The organism is Maridesulfovibrio frigidus DSM 17176 (genome assembly GCF_000711735.1).
GTDB lineage: Bacteria > Desulfobacterota > Desulfovibrionia > Desulfovibrionales > Desulfovibrionaceae > Maridesulfovibrio > Maridesulfovibrio frigidus.
The window spans coordinates 17871-38973 of the sequence record NZ_JONL01000002.1; the positions used below are offsets into that span (position 1 = coordinate 17871).

Here is a 21103-nt window from a genome sequence, read left to right on the forward strand (position 1 = left end):
AGTCCTCTCCCGTTTATAAATATTAAAAGATCATTACTCGGTCGTAAGCATTAAAGAATCACAACTGTTCTAATTCATGAACTGTTGTGATTTTCTTTTCCTCTGCCTGCCTCTACCTTTCTAATATTTGCTCTCATTTCTATGGCTCGCTCCCGATCTCTTTGTGACAAGAACATTCCAATGGTTCCAGCTACAAATACAGCAAGATACATTTGCCCGAATAAACCTTGCAACATAACAAGTGCTCGAGCAATAGGGGTAACGGGCAGCATTTCACCATACCCAATAGTCATCATCGTAATATAGCTGAAGTAAGAAAGAGACCTGCGCGCAGCATAAACAGTCCCCCCAAGATCTAATCCAGAAAATGAACCAGAATGGTATATTTCACAAACACTATAACCATTTGCCCAGATCGCACCTATCAGCATGTAGACGCAGATCGCTCCGGAAATTAAGTCACGTGTTACCCGCTTCTGTTTGGACATAAAACTCATGATACCCCATACCGTAAGGCCAAGAATAATCATATCTGCAACTTCACTTGCCGTGAGCCAATGCACAAGATCAGTCCGCATAAACATTATCGAACTAACAAAAGAGACGACATAAAGAACTATAAAACTACAAATCTTAAACCGGCTTTTAGCAATGGCTGTCATAGCAGAAAGTAAAACTAGGTAAGTATAGAAATAAATAGTTTGTTGCCAGAAAACGGACTCACTTGCTAAGGGCTGGATAAGAACCTGTGAAACAAGAAACGCTAACAGGATTGTAAATTTGGAAGGACTGTGCCTGAATATTTTATATAATCTAAACATAATAGCCTCTTAATATCGCACATGAACTTAAATTTCTATTCATTTGTTTATACGGCCAACTTTTTCCGAATCCGCACTATTGCGGTGTCTAGATTTTGCGAGTAGCTTGCCACTTCATCTACATCTTTGGAAAGGACATTAGTTAATGAGAGACCTTTGTAAAAATAAAAATCTCCGCATAGTTTTCACAGTCACCTTAATGGCTGTCATGGGAGTCTCAAGTATAATCCCTTCATTACCGCTAATGATAAAAGAACTAGGGATTTCGCCTTCATCAATAGGATTAGTTTTTACTGTATTCACACTACCTGGAATCATATTTGCGCCATTAGCCGGAATCTTCGCGGATAGAATCGGCAGGAAAAAAATTCTTGTTCCTTCGCTGATACTTTTTGGACTAGCTGGAATAGGGTGTTTTTTTGCGCCCGACTATAAATGGTTACTTGCCTTACGTGTTATCCAAGGAATAGGAGCTGCTGCCATCGGAGTGCTTTGCCTCACCATAATCGGTGATCTTTTCACAGGGGAAGATCGTATCAAAGCTATGGGGCTAAATGCAAGTGTGCTTAGCATCGGAACAGCAATATTACCTGCTTTAGGTGGAGCTTTAGCTCAAATAAATTGGCAAGCCCCATTCTTACTAGCTTCAACAGCACTCCCTTTAGCCTGGGTAGTAGCCTATAAGCTTGATAGCCCAGAACCGACATCCAACGGAGCGTTCATGAAATACCTGAACGCAGCAATAAGCGGTATGAAAAACAGACAGGTGATCGGCCTTTTCGCCATATCAACGCTGACTTTCATAATATTATACGGCCCAATTGTGACATACCTACCGATACTATTAAGCTCACGCTTCGGGTCTTCGCCAATAATGATCGGATTCGTTATCTCAAGTGCATCTTTTGTTACAGCTATAGCGGCCTCACAAATGGGTAGGCTTATACATATAATGTCTCAAACAAAAATGATTGCTCTTTCAGCTTTCGCCTATGCTGCCGCAATGATTTTACTACCGAATTCAAGCGCAGCACTTTGGTGTATAATACCCGTATGCTTTTTCGGACTTGGCCAAGGTCTTAACCTTCCGAATACCATGTCAATGATCACAGCAATTGCCCCAATGGAACAACGAGCTATTTTCATGGCTATAAACGGGATGCTTCTAAGAGTAGGACAAACTATTGCCCCTATATTAATGGGTCTAATTTATGCGGGATTCGGGCTGGATTCAGTCTTTTATGCAGGAGTCGTAATAGCTACGATAACATTCATTATCACGCTCGCCACCCTGAGAGGATTTAAAGCATAAAAAAGTACGGCACGAATAATGCTTATAATTGACTAAAAGTAAATTTCGGTACAATTTTTATCTTTGCAAGTCAGGAACAACGAGCTAATTCTAATAATAAAATATTAAACACTTATAAAACCTATGAAAGTCGAAATCAAAGAATTTCTAGAACACGTTTTGAACCCGCTCCACATCTATTGCAGAATTATGGACTGCGGAATTTCATCCTCAAAAGCAAAAAAAATAGCCAGAGCATATGAGCTGTGCATATTTAAACCTACATCGTTCTGCATTCCGGCTATTAAACATCAAAAGCAGGCGAAATAAGTTCACCATCAATACTGTCTGCATCCGTAGAATTATACTTAACCATCTTGCGCAAATGAGTAAAACTAACCTCATCCATTGCAACAAAATCTACTGCCAGTCCGGTTTTATCAGCTCTTACAACCCTCCCTTCGATAATAACTATAATGTCCTCAGAAAGGGCAATTGATACAGTACAAGCATCATCTGCGGAAAAACCCTCAACACCATCACAAAGAATACCCTTCATGCTCAGGTTGTGAGTTGCCACTTCTACTCCAAAGCCTTTTTTACTTATTTGAACAGTAAACTCAGCATCAATACGAGTTCTTCGCCTTTTGTCTTGTCCCATTAAGTACTCCATTAATCATAATATTAACTGTCATAATACTATTTCAGCAAGTCACATCTTACCATTCCTGCTATAATAAACACTATTTTCAAAACATACAATGTCTCTATTTGTTATAGAGCACAAGAACGTATGCTCACCCTATTCACAATCTACGCGGAACTTCCTTCATTTTCCGCAAAGCAATGCGAGTACATATTGGCCCTGCAATTTCAAAAAATACCGTTGAGGTGACAATAACCGTCACAATTGATCCAAGCTCTGGGAACCTATGTGCAGCAGTTAATGCCATGCCGAGCGCGACTCCGGCCTGCGGCATTAGAGCCATTCCCATCCAATATCCATAAGATTTTCCAGCACCAACCATTGTAGCGCCACCGACAGAACCTATGAAACGACTGATGATTCGAAGTAATATATATAAAACAATAAGCAGCGCGTTTTCTGAAACATCGTGAAGTTCAATGCTTACCCCTGCAAAAATAAAAAAGAGCACAAGCATCGGCCACTCAATAGCCTTAATCGATTCAATAGCGCAGAAAGGACATTTATGATGCTTTGCCATATTTGAAACGACAGATCCCATGGTCATTGCAGCTAAAAGAAATGAAACATCCAGCCACAAAGCAACCCCTCCGCAAATAAAAACCATACTCAATGCCTCAAGCAGAGTCGGTTCTCCGGGCTTAACGCGTCCGGCAAGTAGGCTCATGGGAGCCCCGAGAGCAAGGCCAACAACAATAGCTAAAACAATATCACGCCCGCCCAAAACAAGCGTTTCCAGACTACCACCACTGCTTAAAATCATCTGAGCCCCAGCAATCATTAAGCTGAAAATTATCAGCCCGAGAGCATCGTCCGTGGCAACTATTTTAATAAGACTATCTGTAAATGGCCCCTGCGCTTTTGATTCATGGATAACATCAATAGTGGCAGCAGGAGCTGTTGCAGGCGCAATCCCTCCATATAAAAGAGCTAGGTATAATGGTATTCCCGACATCCAAAGGCCTAACCCAACGATCGTAGATGTTGCGAGAACAACCGCAATTGTTATCACAATGACTAGACGGCCATTTTTTTTGAAATCTGAAATTTTAAGAGAACTACCTAAAATAAATCCGATCATTACAAGAGCCATATCCGAAACAACTTCAATCCATTCACTTGTTTCAGCAGGAAGAACATCGAATCCAGCCGGACCGATGCAAAACCCAAAAACCATAAGTGTTGAGACTCTAGGAATAAAAGTACTGCGTCCTATAAAATCCGCAACAAGTCCGAGCAGAAATAATAACCCTAAGGTAATGAGAGTCAGCGCAGAAGTTGTCATAGATATTCTCGTTTAAAGTGCTTGTATTCCGAGGTTCATCAAGCATATGATTTTATATTAAATTTAAAAAATTAAAAAGAACTCTTTAATTCAGTCCCCATCGTAATTACAGGGTTTCCCTTGTCACCTTTTTCAATTATACAGAGTCTGAAAGTTTTTTAATTTTAATTTACTGATAAATTTCATTTGAAACGAATATATATTATTATAATTGAGTAAATATTAGGAGAGTTTAATTCTATGGAAAGAGAAATTATGAAAGCAAAACTGCTAATTGAATCATTACCATATATTAAAGAATTTTTCGGAGAAACGGTTGTCATCAAATACGGCGGAAATGCCATGATTGATGAACCACTTAAAAGGGCCTTTGCTCTTAACGTTATCTTACTTAAATATATCGGAGTTAATCCGGTGGTTGTTCATGGTGGCGGACCGCAGATACAAAAAATGCTTAGCGCTCTAAACATCGACAGCCAGTTCAAGAGTGGTTACCGCGTTACTGATGAAGCAACTATGGACGTGGTTGAAATGGTTCTGGTGGGACAAGTGAATAAGCAAATTGTTAACCTGCTTAACCTTAATGGCGGAAAAGCTGTTGGACTTTCTGGTAAAGACGGGATGCTTATAAAAGCTGAAAAAAAAGAGCTTGTTATCGAATCTGAAGCGAAAGCCCCTGAAATCATAGATCTGGGTAAGGTTGGAGAGGTTACCGAAGTCAACACAACATTAATACACTCATTACAACGCGATGGCTTTATCCCCGTTATTGCTCCGGTTGGAGTCGATGACGAAGGAGCCACCTACAATATTAACGCTGACTCCGTGGCAAGTGCTGTTGCCGTTGCAATGAATGCAAAAAGGCTTCATCTACTTACAGATGTTGCTGGATTTTTAGATCGGGATAAAAAGTTAATTTCATCAATGACCTGCCGTAAAGCGGCCGAAGCGATTGATTCAGGGCTTGCAACCGGCGGTATGATACCTAAGCTAACCTGCTGCCTTGAAGCGGTGAATGGTGGAGTTGAAAAAGCACATATTATTGACGGAAGAGTTGAGAACTGTGTTCTTCTTGAGCTCTTCACCAAAAATGGTATCGGCACAGAAATTATCAGCTAACACAATCTGGAGATATTAATGAAAGCCATTGCAATAGTTGGAAAAAAGAAGACCGGAAAAACAACACTAGGATTAGCATTAGCAAAACATTTTGCTGACAAAGGAATGAAAGTTGGGATTATAAAACACTCCCACCACGGTTTTGATGAAGCGGAAGGAACGGACACTCAGCAATATAAAGAGATTGCATCCTGTGTAGCCGCTTACTCACCAACTCAATCCTTTGTTTCATGGAATCAAGAAAAACCACTTCACGACTTACTCCCCCTGCTTGATGCTGATGTCATCATCATGGAAGGTGGAAATAAGCTTGGATGGATGCCGCGCATAATTACTGTACGTGAAGATGCTGACGACAAAGAGTTTTTCCCAGAACTTGCACTGGCGCAAATTCCAGCCTGTACAAAGGACAATCCTCCAAGTGCAGCAGAAATTGAAAGGCTCGCCGGACTTGTTATGGATAAAGGATTTCTCCTGCCCGGTTTGAACTGCGGAGCTTGCGGACGTGAATTATGCCGAGATTTCGCAGCAGATATTAATGCAGGAAAAGCAACACGGGATGGCTGTAAAGCAACATCCGGTAAAATGGATGTAACCTGCAACGGTATGCCACTAGCACTTAACCCGTTCGTATCAGATATCCTTTCAGCGGGTATATCTGCCATGCTGGGACAGCTTAAAGGTTACGCGCCCGGCGATTTAAATATCACTATCAAAACGGATAGCTAAATAGATGAATCACGACTTTTTTAACATCATCAGCAGGGAAGAGTTCGAATCTTTCCTGCTTTCCTTTGCTCCTACAGACATTGAGATGTCACCCATTTCTGACGCGTTCGGCCTTGTCCTTGGTGAAGATATTGTTTCACCGGAAGACCTGCCGCCCGCCAGCCGCTCGTGCATGGATGGATTTGCTGTAAATGCTCGAAACGCTTTCGGAGCAACTGAGGGTAATCCGGCATATCTCGAATGCTGCGCGGAGTTACGAGTTGACGAAGCTCCTGATTTTGTCCTTAAAAGTGGAGACTGCGCAGCAATTGCTACAGGCGGAACATTGCCTGAGGGCGCAGACGCAGTTGTTATGGTTGAACACACTCAGGAGCTTGGTTCCGGAACCATTGAGATCCGCAAATCTTCTGCCCCCGGTGAGCACGTCATGCTTAAGGGAGAGGACACGGCCAAAGGTGAAAAAATTTACGAAGCAGGCCATGCCGTTCGCTTTCAAGACGTAGGGTTACTGGCAGCTCTCGGAATTAAGAATGTATCTATCCACAAAAAACCACGCGTCGGAATTATCTCCACAGGTGACGAGCTTGTTGAAATAGATTCTCCGCCCCGTATCGGATCGATTCGGGACGTCAACTCCCACACACTTCGCTGTCTTGTATCTAAAGCGGGGGCAATTCCTGTTAATTACGGCATTGTCCGTGATGAAATAGACAAGCTAGAAGCGACGCTAGCCAAAGCCATAGCAGAAAATGACCTCGTATTACTTTCCGGTGGTAGCTCAGTCGGTATGCGCGATTTGACAGTCCAAGCAATCGAAGCCATGCCCGACTCTGAAATCATTGCTCATGGCGTGGCTATAAGTCCCGGAAAACCCACAATTTTAGGTAAAGCAGGCTCGAAGCCTGTACTTGGACTTCCCGGTCAGGTAACGTCCGTTCAGGTCGTGATGCTGTCTATAGTAATGCCCTTCATCAGGCATCTTATGGGTGAAAAGAATAGCTTTTCCAGACTGGACCGCCCTGTGAAACAAGCCGAGCTTGGACGTAATACACCGTCTAAACCGGGCCGTGAAGATTATGTCAGAGTTAAACTTGAGCACAGAGAAGGTAAGCTTCCACTGGCCCTGCCGATTTATGGCAAATCAGGTCTTCTGAAGACATTAATTCAGGCCGACGGGCTTATGATCATTCCTGCCGACACAGAAGGATCATACGCAGGACAAGAAATTCAAGTTTGGATGATTTAGTATACTTCGTACATGGAGACTCATTATGTCTGATCGCAATATATATTTGAAAACTATCCCAGTTCCAGAAGCCGTAGCTACAGCCATTGCGGCCCTCGACCGAGACACACTGGTTCTGCCCGAATCCATTCCGGTTCACGAGTCACTAGGTAGAGTCACAGCCGAAGCAGTCTATGCAAGATGCTCATCTCCTACATATCATGCGGCCGCCATGGACGGATTTGCTGTTAAAAGTGATACAACTTTTTCAGCGCGCGAAGGTCAGCCAGTAGACTTAATCAAAAATGGTACATGTATCCCTGTCAACACAGGTAATGCTCTACCAGATGGCATGGATGCGGTCATCATGATAGAAAACGTCGTAGATAACGGCGACACCATCAGCATAGAAGGACCTGCTTTTCCATGGCAGCACATCCGCCGCATAGGCGAAGATATAGTTGCCACAGAAATGCTGCTTCCACGCAACCACACTATTTCTGCTTTTGACCTCGGAGCGCTGCTTTCAGCCGGTATTTATGACATTAAAGTGCATGAGAAAATACGCATGACGTTCATCCCTACAGGGGATGAGATTTTGCCATTTGCCGACCGCCCTACCCCTGCTCCCGGAGAAGTAATTGAGTCCAACTCGCAAGTTTTCAGATCCCTTGCAACGGGGCTAGACGTAGAATTTACAGCAACTTCCCCAGTGCGTGATCGCAAAGATTTGCTGGTGAAAGCTGTTCAGACAGCTCTTCAAAACTCACATATAGTTGTGATCGGGGCTGGATCGTCAGCCGGAAGTAAAGACTTCACAAGCAAAGTCATCGGAGAGCTCGGAACCTTACTGGTTCATGGCATAGCGATAATGCCTGGCAAACCGACAGTACTCGGCACGGCAAATAATAAATTACTTGTAGGAGCACCGGGCTACCCAGTTAGCGCCGTAGTCTGCTTCGAAGATGTGCTCACACCGATTATTTCATGGCTTTCAGGAAAACTAAGACCGGAGCGGGAAAAAGTTCAGGTTCGTCTAGCTAGGCGCACCCCGTCCAAACCCGGCATGGAAGAGCTGGTCAGACTTGCTGTAGGTAAAGTAGGAGATGGCTACGCAGGAGTTCCGCTTGCACGTGGGGCGGGTATGATCACTACGCTTACCAAAGCTCAGGGATTTACCAGAGTACCTGCGGAAAGTGAGGGTATTGAGCTTAATGAGTCCGTAGAAGTAGAACTTTTCTCAAGTAAGCAAACTTTAAAGAACACTCTCATGCATGTGGGTAGCCACGATAACACCCTAGATTTGCTGGGAGATATCCTCATGGGCGGTGAAACGCCTATGCGTCTGGTGTCAACCCACGCAGGCTCGATGGGAGGGATATCAGCTCTCAAATCCGATGTCGCTCTTTTTGCAGGAACGCACCTTTTTGATCCGGAAAGCGGAGATTTTAACTTTCCGTTCCTTGAAAAATACTTACCAGATGTTGATGTCACAGTAATTAATCTAGCTATCCGCCATCAAGGATTCATTGTTCCTAAGGGAAACCCTCTCGGAATAACAGGAATTGAGAGCCTCAGCTCAGGAAAGATAAATTTCATCAACAGGCAACGTGGAGCAGGCACAAGAATACTTTTCGACTATCATCTTGATAAAGCAAACATATTGCCCAACCTCGTCATGGGGTATAGTCGCGAAGAATACACGCATATGGCCGTCGCAGCGAATGTTCTCACAGGATCAGCCGACTGCGGACTTGGCATATTTGCAGCAGCCAATGCGCTGGGTCTTGATTTTGTTCCCTTAGCTCATGAAAGATACGACATTGTAATTCCAAATAAATATCTGGAAGACAAGAGAATCGTTGCGCTGATAGGCTTGCTAAAGTCTGATAAGATTAAAGAAGCCATCGGCAAACTGGGCGGATACGAAACTCCGCTGACCGGAAAAACGATGCTCCCGGGCATGGGCCTTAGCCAAAGTTAAATTTGTATCCCACTCATCTAACTAAATTCATATTTTCATAGTAAAAAAAATCCCGCTGAACTAAATGTTCAGCGGGACTTTTTTTTAGAATTTGTAACTACTCATTCTGCTAATAAGACTTGCCTTTTAAAATATTTCCACCTTCTTCAAAGTAAGAAGACTTCCCCCGTATAAGCGCCATAAGTGCGACTATTCCGAGCAACATAGCAAAAACCAAATGAGTCCAATCAATCATCATCACCGTAAAAGGGTCCATGGTGACATACGGCAGGTTTTTGATAACTCGGAAAACCCCCGTAAAAATGATAAGTGCAAAGAGTGCGGCGCGAACCACACCGCAACGGGAAAGTTTCATACTGTTACGTTTAGTCAGAATGTATTCGGTAGCTAGATACATAACCATGAAGATCAAAACCGCAGCAAGTGCATAGTGAATTTTATTAGTAAGATAAAAGTCAGCCAGCCAGCCAAGTCCCGGCAGATCGGAGATATAATATCTCTTAAAGATCGGCATCTGCGCGACTCCGGTTAGAGCCATAAAAAATACTATAATTTTAAAAAAACGTGCAAAATATATATTACTCATTATCGTTCTCCTTTTTGGAAGAAGACAGATAGCGGCCAACCTTGATGATTCCGGCAGCGATTCCGGCAAAAGGGGCAATTGCTATAGCTGTTGCAAGCTTCTCTTCATCTGCCATTGAATCAGCAACGGCCTGCAAACCGGGCTTTCCGGCTCCCTTTTCAACCGCACCATTTAGAATATCAAATGGGACAGGTGAAACATAAACAGTATTAGTTCCGCCGTTTTCATCTTCCCCGTAAATAAACCACCCATTTTTTTTGACAAGCTCATGTGCTTTGGCCAAAATTTCACTGCGCGGCCCTATTGTCTGAACAGATTCAGGACAAACTTCAACGCATGCAGGCAGCTTACCTTCATTTATGCGATTATAACATCGATCACATTTGTACATGACCCCATTTCCTGCAAATTTAGGAAGCAGGCGCAGATATAATCCAACTCCAGTTTGCCGTTGCGGAATATGCCAAGGACAGACAGCACGGCACTTTGCACCGCCCAGACATACATTCTCAAAAATACGCACGATTCCGTTTTTCTGTTTTGCCGCCGCGCCCCACGGACATAGATTCGCACATGGAGGATTCTGACAATGCAGACAACGGCGAGGGATATTAATTTCGTATGACTCTCCATTATATTCTACTTCCGCAGTCTGGATGTATAGCCAGTTGTAGGGAGTCAGCCGATCATCAACGTCTCGCTTATCAGTCCAGTCTTCGGGCTTAGCACGCGATGCAGGGTACATTTCCGGATATGGCTTTATGGGATCAGGATACTTGGTTTCATTAACATCCGAGCAGCCCTGTACACATTCACCGCACCCTGTACACTTAGATATATCAAGCAAGGTCATAAGTTCTTCCGAATCAGACGTTGCCGCGCTGACAACAGAAGGGGCTACAGATGGTAAAAGTGCTGCGGCACTACCAACTCCTAATCCCTTCAAAAAATTACGCCTTGAAATTCCTGTCTTTTTCAACTTCATACTTTTTCCGAGTTGGACTCACAGTTTAAAATCAAAAATTCGAAACACAAATTTATGTATTGCGCCCAAATATTAATTAACAAAATTATGCAGTTCTTCAGCAATACTCAATTATAATGGACGACTTGAACTGACCACCAGCCATTACCAACTGGCTTTCTTTATATCACAAGAATAAGAGTAACACTATCAAGCGTACAAAGCACAAGGTAAGTACGGGAGCAGCGTTATGCAATAGTATTTCGAATTATTATTTATTTTGATCAATTATATCAAAAAGAAATTCAGTTTAAAGCCTACTTAGCAGAAGAGAACTCGTCGCCCGTTTTGACTGGACTTTTTAGTGAAATTTGCATAGTAATTGTTCAACATCAGGGGAGAAAGCACCCGTCTTTGCCCCGAATTTTCAGCCGTATAACTCATACACTGGTGACGTAACATCAAGCCGCAGCTGACTTGATCCCAGTGACAAAGCCACGATATTGCCCGCTCTAAAATCCGGATTTAACTCAGGTTATCAAAGCCTTAGCACCGGTAACTGCAATACCTGTAAGTAGAAATAATTCAGCCTTTTCATATGGAAAAGACCGATATTTTCTGAAAACGGTTAATTGCCACTTAATCAAAAAATGACAGCGCGCACTGGCTTGAAAACCAGAGGAGACTTCTATGAGCAATGATAAAGCTACACTTAATTACAACGGCAAAGAATACGAGCTGCCGGTCATCACAGGATCAGAAGGCGAAGTGGGTATTGATATATCAAGACTGCGTTCTGAAAGCGGACTGATCACATTCGACCCAGGATTCGGAAACACAGGCTCATGCAAAAGTAGAATAACCTTTGTTGATGGCGAAAACGGAATCCTTCGCTACAGAGGATATCCAATCGAAGAGCTTGCCGAACACGGCAATTTCATCGAAACAGCTTGGCTTCTTATTTTCGGAGAGCTTCCACTTAAGGAAGACCTTGCCAGATTCAGAGCTCTTCTTTGTGCGGAAGAACTTATCCATGAAGATCTACTTCACCACTTCAATGGATTCCCTTCTCACAAAAGCCAGCCTATGGCGATTCTATCCGCGGTAATTAATGCCCTTGGCAGCTACCATACAGATCTCTATGACATTAATAGTAAGGCTGAATTCTTCCTTGCTGTGGGTAAAATCATCTCTAAGATAAGAACTATTGCCGCATTTTCATACAGAAAATCCATCGGCAGACCATTCATGTATCCAGATCCTGACCTCAGCTATTGTCATAACTTTCTACACATGATGTTTTCGATCCCGAACAAGCATTATGACCCACCAAGAGCAGCCGTTAAGGCGCTTTCACTTGTGTTCATGCTGCATGCCGATCACGAGCAGAACTGTTCATGTTCCACTGTTCGCATGGTCGGATCAACACAGGCTAATATTTTTGCATCTGTATCTGCCGGGATCTGCGCCCTCTGGGGACGCTTGCACGGTGGAGCAAACTCGGCTGTTATTGATATGCTTGAGCACATTAAGAGCGGAGATTACACCATTGATGAATATCTCGATCGTGTAAAAAAGAAAGAATGCAAACTTATGGGATTTGGTCACCGTATCTATAAGAGCTTTGATCCACGCGCACGCATCCTGAAAAATGCAACGCATGAACTGCTGCAGCAAGGGTTCAACGATGAGCTTTTAGACATTGCAATGGAACTGGAAGAAAAAGCACTGGCAGATGATTACTTCACCGAGCGCAAACTTTACCCGAATGTTGATTTCTACTCCGGAATTATTCTTCGCGCCCTTGGTATCCCAGTTGCTATGTTCCCTGTAATGTTTGCAATTGGACGCATGCCTGGCTGGATTGCTCACTGGTACGAGGATTTCGAAAACCCAAACACCAGAATCAACCGTCCAAGACAGATATACACTGGCGAAACCGAGCGTAACTACATGCCAATCGATTTCAGAAAATAGCCAGTTCCAAAACTAAATAAATCTGAAGATTAAAACACAAAAGTCCAGAATTACGCATTAAAACATGCTGTAATTCTGGACTTTTTATTTGGCAATAGAACGGGAAACGCAACTACAAAACTAAATTAACTAGCAAGAGGCGTATAGTACATTCCGAGCTTATGCACAGTTTCTTCAACATCCTCTTTTAACTTAATCTTAACATCGCCCTTAACCCACTTGTGAACATTCCAGCCATCTTGAGTGGAGACCTTTGATTTTCCAAAGCTATCACTAAAATGGTTATGAAGCTTCTCAAGATCGGCGGAATCAAGAATATTAACTATCCTAGCGTACAACTTACCACCTTTGAAAGCGTAAGTAACTTTGGTCGCTGCAACCTTAGTGATCTCACAAACCTTTTCATCATTAACTGTATAGTATTTAACATCACCGCTTTCATGCGAAAAGGTCAAATTCTTAAATGTTGAGAAGTCTTTTCCCCAAGGAAGTTCGTGACCATTATCGGCATAGGATACGCAGCTTATAGACAGTACAAACAACACACATAACAAACTTAAAAGTCTTTTTTTCAAAGCAATTTCCTCCATGTTTTCAACATGATACCAAATTACATACTATTAGCAATATATAATAAATTATTTACAAAACCAAAAGACCGTAACTACAATCCTTAAACCCAACCCCTTCCATTGTATGCTTCTGGAAGTGCTAAAACCGCTCAAAGGAATCATCTTCGCCTTGGCTAGCCGAGAGAGCTCCACGAGTTATTCCGGCTAAAGCGGGCTTAGAGGTCGCCACCGCCGACCCAAGAGCCTTCCTTTCTCCACAGTTAAAGTACGACATCATTTGCCTAAGGGAGCTACCTTGAGCAGCTAGTTCTTCGGATGTTGATGCCATTTCCTCTGAGGCTGCAGCACTTGAATGCGTTGTAACTTCCACCTGATTCACAGCATTTGATATTTGCTTGATAGCTTCATCCTGCTCTTCGCAAGAAGCATTTATCTCAGCAATAAGTTCTGAAGTTTTCTCAATATCAGGCACCAACTCATCAAGCATAGTCAGAGCCTTGTCGGCTACCTCAACAGTGCTAGTTGAAAGACCACTAATCTCGTTAGCAGCAGCGCCACTTCGTTCGGCTAACTTACGAACTTCCGCAGCTACAACGGCAAAACCCTTACCATGTTCACCAGCCCGAGCGGCCTCAATGGCGGCATTTAAAGCAAGCAGATTAGTCTGACGGGCGATTTCTTCAATGATAGATATTTTTTCAGCGATTTCTTTCATGGCGCTTACAGCTTGAGTCACAGCCTCGCCACTTTCACTTGCTTTCTGAGCAGATTGTGAGGCTATTTGCGAGGTCTCTTGAGAGTTTACGGCATTTTGTGAAATTGATGCAGTAACCTGCTCGATGGCAGTAGACAGTTCTTCAATGCTAGCAGCCTGCTCCGTAGTCCCTTGAGACAGTGTGCCGGAAGTACTTGATAATTCTTCACTACCTGCGGCTACGTTATCTACAGCATCATTTACACCGTACACTACATCACGCAACCGGAATATCATCTCACGCATTGCAGCAAGCATTTGCCCTGTTTCGTCACTACCTTCAGCCACTACGTCTTCTCTTAAATCACCATCAGCCATATTCTTTGCTGTCACAGCCGCAGCTTTCAGCGGAGTTGTGATTGCATTGGTTATTAGCACAGAAAGCAATAAACCAATGACTAATGCTATAATCCCAATACTTACGGCAGTAATCGAATAGTCTGCTGCTGCAACATCAAGGGCTGTTGCTTCTGCAACCTGAGCTTTCACAGATAATTCTTCAATCTTTACAAGCAAAGGTTCGATAGCATGGGTGGCAGCTCTCATCTCTTTTACATAACCCGCTATCAGCTGATCAGATTCGACCAGGCCGACAAAAGCCTTTTTATATGCTTTCAAATCTTTTTCTATGTCAACAGCATGTTCCGGACTAGCACTGGATTGCTTAAAAGCTGTATACAGAGCCGTAATTGAACCAAGAGTTTTTTCGACGTATTTATCTTCACCTCGAAGCAAATAGTCTTTCTCATTCTTTCTAATATCAAGAGCAAGAGCCTCTACTCTTGGTACCAGCACTGAGTTAAGGGCAGTTTCAAGCTTGGCGGCAGCCCCTCTTACTTTCTGATAATATGCATGCTCTTCTTCAAGCGACCGGCCTTGTAAAATTTGATCTGCTGCTGCCCGGTACACAGCCAATGCTGCTAGCTGCGAATCTTTAGCAACTTTCTCACAACCACTTGCTTCCAGATTTGTTTTATACGTATCCATGGCAGTTATAAGTTTTGTGCGGTATTTATCTGACTTGGTGCGCATATAGTCTTTTTCGTAGCGCCGCATTTGCAGAAGATCGACCAGCAGATTATCCACTGCATGCTCAGGAACTTTACCTGCTATAGTATGGGCTGCAGCCCTAAAATCACCCTGTAAACCTGACTTCTGGTCCAACCCTTTTATTTTATTTCCTTCAACTACTTTCATAAATGAAGCCAGATAGTCTCTGGATTTTTGAATAGCTAAAGTTGATATACGAGTAAGTTCATTCAATTTAGCTTGCTTACTTACTTCACCGATATTCTCGAGAAAGCCTATCATCTCAGAAACATGTTTTTCAACTTTAGGCGGATACTTCATATCCATTCGCAATAAGAAATCCTTCTCAGAACGGCGAGCTGAAAGCATAGAAATAGTTGCTCCCCTAGCATCACTAGCGATCAAAACCTCATGATTGAGAATTTCAGTATAACCATCCCCAGTATGACTTAAAGCATAATGATATACACCCAAAGCTATACCGAAAAAAAACATTACTGCGACAATATTGCCAAGAAATTTAGTTTTGATGTTGTAATTCAGCAAAAAATTCATAAAGACCCCTTACAATAAAATTACTAACCGAACGATAAAAGCAATCCAGCAGAAACAACAATCCAACAATTAAGACCTTTTAAAGATTAACTGACTATAGATGACACAGTCAACACTATCATAGTTAAGAATAATAAATACAGTACACAAGCTTTCCAACTTTTAATCTATTAAACGGAAAACTTGGAACACAGAATAGATTACCGCTGTATTTTTTTCAACAAACTAATCAATTCCAGATTTTTAAGCGAACAAATCAAGAAACATACACCAACATCTCAATATTTATTATAATAATACAAGTCGATTAATATTTAGCTTTTTATCACACAATTTCAATTAACTCTTTACACAAATAAAAAATAATGCGTATTATGTAGTACACACTTGCTAGGTGACAAATATTTACTAGGAAAAAGTAATTTAACAAAAAAAACGAACATACCCCTTACCCAAAAGCGTTTAAAATTTTCATACATAACCCTTATTAAAAGGAGATTCAGCGTGAAATTAAAGTTAAAGACCAAAATAATATTAGGGATATGTGGGCCTCTACTACTCCTTTTAATTTTAGGGCTAGTTGCGATAATAAACATTGATAAAATCGTATCCACAAATGAAATGGTTAGTCACACCTATGAAGTCTTGGGCGATGCAAATGGAATCGTCGGGTCGGCTGTTGACATGGAAACAGGCATGCGCGGGTATCTCCTAGCAGGTAAAGAAGGATTCCTGTCACCTTACGAAGGTGGCGAAAAATCCACATACATGAATATTGATAAACTAAAGCAGACCGTGAGCGATAACCCGAAACAGGTAACTCGCCTTGGTGAAGCTGAATCAGTTCTCAAAGCATGGCAAAAAGATGTAACAGAACCGACCATTCAGCTGCGCCGCGACATTGGCGATGCAAAAACCATGAACGACATTTCTCACCTTGTGGGTGAGGCTCGCGGCAAAAAATATTTTGACGCATTTCGCGGCATGATCGCAGAATTCATTGATACAGAAATGACTCTTCTCAAGAAACGCCAAAGAGAAAGCCTGAGTAATTCCGGAGAAGATTGGATTAGCCACACTTATGAAGTAATTATAAAGGCCACCAACCTTCTAGGTACTGCCGTAGATATGGAAACAGGCATGCGCGGCTATCTACTGGCTGGTAAAGATGAGTTTCTAGATCCTTATATTAATGGCTCAAAGCAATTTGATGAATTAGAAGCGAGTCTGGAACAAACAGTCAGTGACAATCCAGCTCAAGTAAACCGCCTTCGCAATATGCGTAAAACCATCAGCGAATGGAGGTCCCAAGTTGTTGAGCCTGCAATACAACTTCGCCGTGATATCGGTGATGCTAAAACAATGGATGATATGGCTCATTTGGTTGGAGAAGCGCGAGGCAAACAATATTTCGACAAGTTCCGTTCACTGATGGTCCAATTCAACGCTGAAGAAACAGGGCTTATGAAGATTCGTCAAGAATCAAATAAAGCGACTGTAAGCAGCACCACAGTATCCATTGTGACCTGCCTACTCATCGCCATAGCTCTTGGTGGAGCTTTAGGAGTATGGGTAATCAGAGATGTACAAACTCAGGTTGGCGGCGAGCCTGCACTCATTGCCGATATCTCTCAGCAAATTGCAGATGGCGATCTAGTTGTCTCATTTAGAGAATTCAAGAAGAAGGAAGGCATAGTATCCGCCCTAGCTGGTATGACCGAAAAATTAACCGCCGTTGTAAGTGAAGTGAAAAGCTCAGCTGAAAACGTTGCATCCGGCAGTCAGGAGCTTTCTGCATCGTCCCAGACAATGTCTGAAGGCGCCAGCGAACAGGCCGCCTCGGTTGAAGAAGTATCCGCATCTGTTATACAAATGTCAGAAAGCATCCAGAATAATGCCGAAAATGCAAGTAAAACTGAAGGAATTGCCTCCAAGGCAGCAATCGACGCCCAATCCAGTGGAGACGCTGTTGCACAAACAGTTTCAGCCATGAAGGAAATTGCCGAAAAAATATCCATCATCGAGGAAATCGCAAGACAAACCAACCTGCTGGCATTAAACGCTGCCATCGAAGCAGCACGAGCAGGTGAACATGGTAAAGGATTTGCCGTTGTAGCAGCTGAAGTCCGCAAACTTGCCGAACGAAGCGGAAGCGCTGCAACAGAAATAAGCGAACTTTCTTCATCAAGCGTGGAAGTAGCTGAAAAAGCTGGAGAGATGCTGAGCAGAATTGTTCCAGACATTCAAGGAACAGCTGAACTTGTTCAGGAAATATCTTCAGCAACCAATGAGCAGAATCAAGGAATACAGCAGATCAATACTGCCCTGACAAGACTGGATAAAATTGTACAGCAAAACGCAGCAGGGGCCGAAGAGATCGCATCAACATCCGAAGAGCTGTCCGCACAGGCTGAGCAACTCAACTCCGTGATGAACTTCTTCAAAACCAACACAAGCGGTCACGGCAACTTCCGCCCACAGCGAACAGTACAAGCTATGAGCAGGCCAAAGCCTCTGCCGCAATCCACAACCAGAAACGCAGCACCTAAAACATCTGGCCTAGAACTAAGCATGGGCGATGATCCAGATTCTGATTTCGAAAAATTCTAAACACCATAGAACAGGCCGTCCTTCCAAAGGGCGGCCTAAATTCAAGAGGGAATATGGCTACAAGAACCAACGATACGAATCAATTCCTGACCTATATTCTGGGCAAAGAGATTTTTGCTCTGGATATCAGCACGGTTAGAGAAGTTTTAGAGTTGACCAACATTACCAGCATTCCTCGCACCCCGAATTTCATGAAGGGAGTTATCAATCTGCGAGGCCGCGCCGTTCCTGTCATGGGCCTGCGCAGTAAACTGGGGATGGGAGAAATTAAACACACAGTAAACACCTGCATCATCATAGTTGAAGTCAACTTAGAAGACGAATTTATTGTGATTGGCGTTCTCGTTGATTCTGTTCGAGAGGTTATCGAAATGACGCCAGAGTCAATCGAGCCACCTCCTAGAATGGGGACTTCCGTACATACCGATTTCATAACAGGCATGGGACGTCAGAATGACGAGTTCATCATGATCCTTAATATTGATGGGATCTTTTCCGCAGAAGAATTGGCAGGTGCGGTTCAGCAATCGGAAGGCCAAGCGGCTGATATCGAGATTGTTGATGAGGCTGTATAGTTAATGACTTGATGGGTTGACTGTTCATATACATTATAAAGAAACCGCTTTTAGCCGGATGGCTGAAAGCGGTTTCTATCAACATGTTTACAAACTATCTTAACTATTTTCTAAAGAAAAGACTTGACCCAACCCCTTACAAATGATTAAAGGGTTCTCGTCCGTCCAGATCCGGTTGTGTTGATTCTGTTTATACAGAATTGAATCATTGCAAGGGCAGTGTACCTGTTTCGTACTCCGTCCTACCTATAAAGACGATAGATCTTAGAACTCCTTTTAAATGACTGGGACCAGTTATGTCAGGCACCCCGCTTGGCTGTTCTAAGAATGTAAGTACGATCTGCCCTTATAAGCTCACTTTTTTAGTGTGCTGTTTGTAGATCGCGATAACCGGACGGTCCCCCTCAAATACCGGACATATTTAATACGGTAAAAAGACCTCCCCTAAATTTCTGGGGTGGACTTTTCATTTTGTTTCCACCCCGCATTTCCGCCGAACCGGAATTGTCGATCACGATAAGTTGATCGCGCTTTATATTTTTTTGCTTATGCAAAAGTTATAGATCCACGACTGTTGGCTTTATACAAAATCCGGCTTAGCTGAATAACGGGAATTAAACACGCATCCTTGCTTACAACATGGATGCAATGCGATGTTTATTGCCCTGTTTTCATTATCAATTACACAAAAAACCACACAAAACCAAATAAGAAGAATATAATACTATGGAAAAATTTAGAAATCTCGGACTCTCTGACGTAATCATCGAAGCACTTGAAAAGAAAGGATTCACTGAGCCTACTCCTATTCAGGAGCAGACCATTCCAATGCTTCTCTCCGGCGAAAAAGATATCGTTGGTCAGGCGCAGACCGGAACAGGTAAGACAGCCGCATTCGGACTGCCTATCCTTGAAAACGTAGTTGAAGGAGCCGGACACGTTCAGGCAATCGTCCTTACACCGACTCGTGAACTTGCTATGCAGGTTGCAGATGAAATCAACTCATTCCGCGGCAAAAGAAGAATTAGCATCGCTACTGTATACGGTGGGCAGGCAATGCTCCCGCAGCTTAAAGCTCTAAAACGCGGCGCTGACATCGTAGTTGGAACACCTGGCCGTGTTCTTGATCATATTAAAAGAAAGACTTTGAAGCTTTCACAGATTAAATTCTTCGTTTTAGATGAAGCTGATGAAATGTGTAACATGGGTTTTCTTGAAGACGTAAGTGAAATCATGGAAGCTGGCGGCGATAACCACCGCACACTTCTTTTCTCCGCAACCATGCCTCAGGCTGTTATGCGTATTGCTCGTAAATTCATGGGTGATTACGATGTTGTTTCTGTTAAGCCTGAAAAAGACGAAGTTGCTCTTACCGAACAGGTTTTCCATGAAATGCCTGAACGCGATCGTCTTGAAGCTCTTTGTCGCGTTATCGATTCACAGAACGATTTCTTCGGACTCGTTTTCTGTAGAACCCGTTCAGACGCTGACCGCGTAGCAGCAGCTCTTAACGAACGCAAATACCCAGCTGAGCCTATTCATGGTGATCTTTCACAGTCTCGCCGTGAAGAAATTCTTCGTAAGTTCAGAGCAAAAAAATGCAAAATCCTTGTTGCTACTGACGTTGCAGCTCGTGGTATTGACGTACCTGACCTCACTCATGTTGTTAACTTTGCACTTCCTCAGGACCCGCAGAGTTATGTTCACCGTATCGGTCGTACTGGCCGTGCAGGGAAAAAAGGGATTGCAGTTACTCTAGTTAACCCTAATGAGTTCGGCAAACTTAGATATATCGCTAAAATGACTGGCGCTAAAATCGACAAGAAAGCTCTGCCTACTATTGATGAAGTTATCGAAGCTAAGAAAAACCAGATGGGTGAAGAGCTTCATGATATCGTCACCAACGGCAAACACTTGTCTTACCTTCCTCTTGCAAGCGAATTGCTCGAAGACAGCGATCCGCTCGAAGTCATCGCAGCTCTTCTCAAGCAGTCACAGGGTAACATTCTCGATAAGAGCGCGTACCGCAGAATTGAAGAAGGCGCAGGCCGCGGCGGACGTGGTAGAGTTAGATTCACAGCTTGCGTAGGTCGCACCCACGGTATGACTCCTCGTAAACTGGTTGATATGATTTGCCGCAAATCAAGAATCAACCCTGTCAGCATTCAGCATGTTAAAATCAACGGACAGATGTCCACCTTTACCGTACCAGGTACTGATTCTGACAACGTTATGCGTACAGTGAATAAAGCTTCTAACAACGGCAAACCACTTCTAAGACGCAACTAGTCTTAAGCTACACATCGAATAATAAAAGCCCG

16 protein-coding genes are annotated in these 21103 nt (G+C 43.1%); 9 read left to right on the forward strand and 7 right to left on the reverse strand.

The genetic code is table 11. From position 1 onward, the window contains the following. Positions 1-74: 74 nt before the first annotated feature. Entirely contained in the window at positions 75-821 is a 747-nt protein-coding gene (locus BR06_RS0104415; protein WP_051676922.1) for a potassium channel family protein, read from the reverse strand. A 145-nt stretch (positions 822-966) separates the two neighbouring features. Here BR06_RS0104415 and BR06_RS0104420 point away from each other — a divergent pair, with 145 nt between their 5' ends. After that, on the forward strand, positions 967-2133 hold the full coding sequence (locus tag BR06_RS0104420) for an MFS transporter (protein ID WP_031480533.1): 1167 nt from the start codon (positions 967-969) through the stop codon (positions 2131-2133). A gap of 283 nt (positions 2134-2416) precedes the next feature. Here BR06_RS0104420 and BR06_RS0104425 read toward each other — a convergent pair whose 3' ends face one another. Further along, positions 2417-2773 carry a PilZ domain-containing protein gene (locus BR06_RS0104425; RefSeq protein WP_031480535.1) on the reverse strand — a complete coding sequence of 119 codons (357 nt, stop codon included), beginning with the start codon at positions 2771-2773 and terminating at the stop codon, positions 2417-2419. A 145-nt stretch (positions 2774-2918) separates the two neighbouring features. Next, positions 2919-4103 (reverse strand): cation:proton antiporter, encoded by a 1185-nt coding sequence (locus BR06_RS0104430; protein WP_031480537.1) that lies wholly within the window; start codon positions 4101-4103, stop codon positions 2919-2921. 240 nt (positions 4104-4343) lie between these two features. On the opposite strand from BR06_RS0104430, the gene argB reads away from it, so the two are divergent. From argB to BR06_RS0104450, 4 genes are read left to right on the forward strand one after another with little or no spacing between them, the layout of a single operon-like run. After that, positions 4344-5222 carry an acetylglutamate kinase gene (gene argB, locus BR06_RS0104435; protein ID WP_031480539.1) on the forward strand — a complete coding sequence of 293 codons (879 nt, stop codon included), beginning with the start codon at positions 4344-4346 and terminating at the stop codon, positions 5220-5222. 18 nt (positions 5223-5240) lie between these two features. Further along, positions 5241-5951, forward strand: coding sequence for a molybdopterin-guanine dinucleotide biosynthesis protein MobB (locus BR06_RS0104440; RefSeq protein WP_031480541.1), 711 nt, complete (start codon positions 5241-5243; stop codon positions 5949-5951). A 4-nt stretch (positions 5952-5955) separates the two neighbouring features. Continuing rightward, positions 5956-7197 carry a molybdopterin molybdotransferase MoeA gene (locus tag BR06_RS0104445; protein ID WP_031480543.1) on the forward strand — a complete coding sequence of 414 codons (1242 nt, stop codon included), beginning with the start codon at positions 5956-5958 and terminating at the stop codon, positions 7195-7197. 25 nt (positions 7198-7222) lie between these two features. Beyond that, positions 7223-9160 (forward strand): molybdopterin biosynthesis protein, encoded by a 1938-nt coding sequence (locus BR06_RS0104450; RefSeq protein ID WP_031480545.1) that lies wholly within the window; start codon positions 7223-7225, stop codon positions 9158-9160. 109 nt (positions 9161-9269) lie between these two features. Here BR06_RS0104450 and BR06_RS0104455 read toward each other — a convergent pair whose 3' ends face one another. Continuing rightward, positions 9270-9746 (reverse strand): hypothetical protein, encoded by a 477-nt coding sequence (locus BR06_RS0104455; protein WP_031480547.1) that lies wholly within the window; start codon positions 9744-9746, stop codon positions 9270-9272. Then, positions 9739-10731, reverse strand: a complete 993-nt coding sequence (locus BR06_RS0104460; protein WP_031480549.1) for a 4Fe-4S dicluster domain-containing protein — start codon at positions 10729-10731, stop codon at positions 9739-9741. Before BR06_RS0104460 ends, BR06_RS0104455 begins: the two co-directional genes overlap by 8 nt. A 669-nt stretch (positions 10732-11400) precedes the next feature. Between BR06_RS0104460 and BR06_RS0104465 the strand changes: the two genes are divergently transcribed. Then, entirely contained in the window at positions 11401-12687 is a 1287-nt protein-coding gene (locus BR06_RS0104465) for a citrate synthase (protein WP_031480551.1), read from the forward strand. A 125-nt stretch (positions 12688-12812) separates the two neighbouring features. Here the strand turns inward: BR06_RS0104465 and BR06_RS20480 are convergent, their stop codons facing one another. Further along, the gene (locus BR06_RS20480; RefSeq protein WP_031480553.1) at positions 12813-13262 is read right to left on the reverse strand and encodes a hypothetical protein; all 450 of its coding nucleotides are present in this window, start codon (positions 13260-13262) and stop codon (positions 12813-12815) included. Positions 13263-13398: 136 nt separating this feature from the next. After that, positions 13399-15597: a methyl-accepting chemotaxis protein gene (locus tag BR06_RS19610; protein WP_051676923.1), complete on the reverse strand. Its 2199-nt coding sequence runs from the start codon at positions 15595-15597 to the stop codon at positions 13399-13401. A gap of 504 nt (positions 15598-16101) precedes the next feature. Here BR06_RS19610 and BR06_RS0104480 point away from each other — a divergent pair. The 3 genes from BR06_RS0104480 (at position 16102) to BR06_RS0104490 (ending at position 21071) form a co-directional block, all read left to right on the forward strand. Continuing rightward, entirely contained in the window at positions 16102-18207 is a 2106-nt protein-coding gene (locus tag BR06_RS0104480; protein WP_051676924.1) for a CHASE3 domain-containing protein, read from the forward strand. A 53-nt stretch (positions 18208-18260) separates the two neighbouring features. Beyond that, entirely contained in the window at positions 18261-18782 is a 522-nt protein-coding gene (locus BR06_RS0104485) for a chemotaxis protein CheW (RefSeq protein WP_031480559.1), read from the forward strand. A 726-nt stretch (positions 18783-19508) separates the two neighbouring features. Further along, positions 19509-21071: a DEAD/DEAH box helicase gene (locus BR06_RS0104490; protein ID WP_031480561.1), complete on the forward strand. Its 1563-nt coding sequence runs from the start codon at positions 19509-19511 to the stop codon at positions 21069-21071. Positions 21072-21103: the final 32 nt, after the last annotated feature.

What these genes read in the sequence shown, in the direction of transcription:
- BR06_RS0104415 (WP_051676922.1), bottom strand. Translation starts at nt 821, where the DNA reads ATGTTTAGATTATATAAAATATTCAGGCACAGTCCTTCCAAATTTACA.
- BR06_RS0104420 (WP_031480533.1), top strand. Translation starts at nt 967, where the DNA reads ATGAGAGACCTTTGTAAAAATAAAAATCTCCGCATAGTTTTCACAGTC.
- BR06_RS0104425 (WP_031480535.1), bottom strand. Translation starts at nt 2,773, where the DNA reads ATGGGACAAGACAAAAGGCGAAGAACTCGTATTGATGCTGAGTTTACT.
- BR06_RS0104430 (WP_031480537.1), bottom strand. Translation starts at nt 4,103, where the DNA reads ATGACAACTTCTGCGCTGACTCTCATTACCTTAGGGTTATTATTTCTG.
- argB (WP_031480539.1), top strand. Translation starts at nt 4,344, where the DNA reads ATGGAAAGAGAAATTATGAAAGCAAAACTGCTAATTGAATCATTACCA.
- BR06_RS0104440 (WP_031480541.1), top strand. Translation starts at nt 5,241, where the DNA reads ATGAAAGCCATTGCAATAGTTGGAAAAAAGAAGACCGGAAAAACAACA.
- BR06_RS0104445 (WP_031480543.1), top strand. Translation starts at nt 5,956, where the DNA reads ATGAATCACGACTTTTTTAACATCATCAGCAGGGAAGAGTTCGAATCT.
- BR06_RS0104450 (WP_031480545.1), top strand. Translation starts at nt 7,223, where the DNA reads ATGTCTGATCGCAATATATATTTGAAAACTATCCCAGTTCCAGAAGCC.
- BR06_RS0104455 (WP_031480547.1), bottom strand. Translation starts at nt 9,746, where the DNA reads ATGAGTAATATATATTTTGCACGTTTTTTTAAAATTATAGTATTTTTT.
- BR06_RS0104460 (WP_031480549.1), bottom strand. Translation starts at nt 10,731, where the DNA reads ATGAAGTTGAAAAAGACAGGAATTTCAAGGCGTAATTTTTTGAAGGGA.
- BR06_RS0104465 (WP_031480551.1), top strand. Translation starts at nt 11,401, where the DNA reads ATGAGCAATGATAAAGCTACACTTAATTACAACGGCAAAGAATACGAG.
- BR06_RS19610 (WP_051676923.1), bottom strand. Translation starts at nt 15,597, where the DNA reads ATGAATTTTTTGCTGAATTACAACATCAAAACTAAATTTCTTGGCAAT.
- BR06_RS0104485 (WP_031480559.1), top strand. Translation starts at nt 18,261, where the DNA reads ATGGCTACAAGAACCAACGATACGAATCAATTCCTGACCTATATTCTG.
- BR06_RS0104490 (WP_031480561.1), top strand. Translation starts at nt 19,509, where the DNA reads ATGGAAAAATTTAGAAATCTCGGACTCTCTGACGTAATCATCGAAGCA.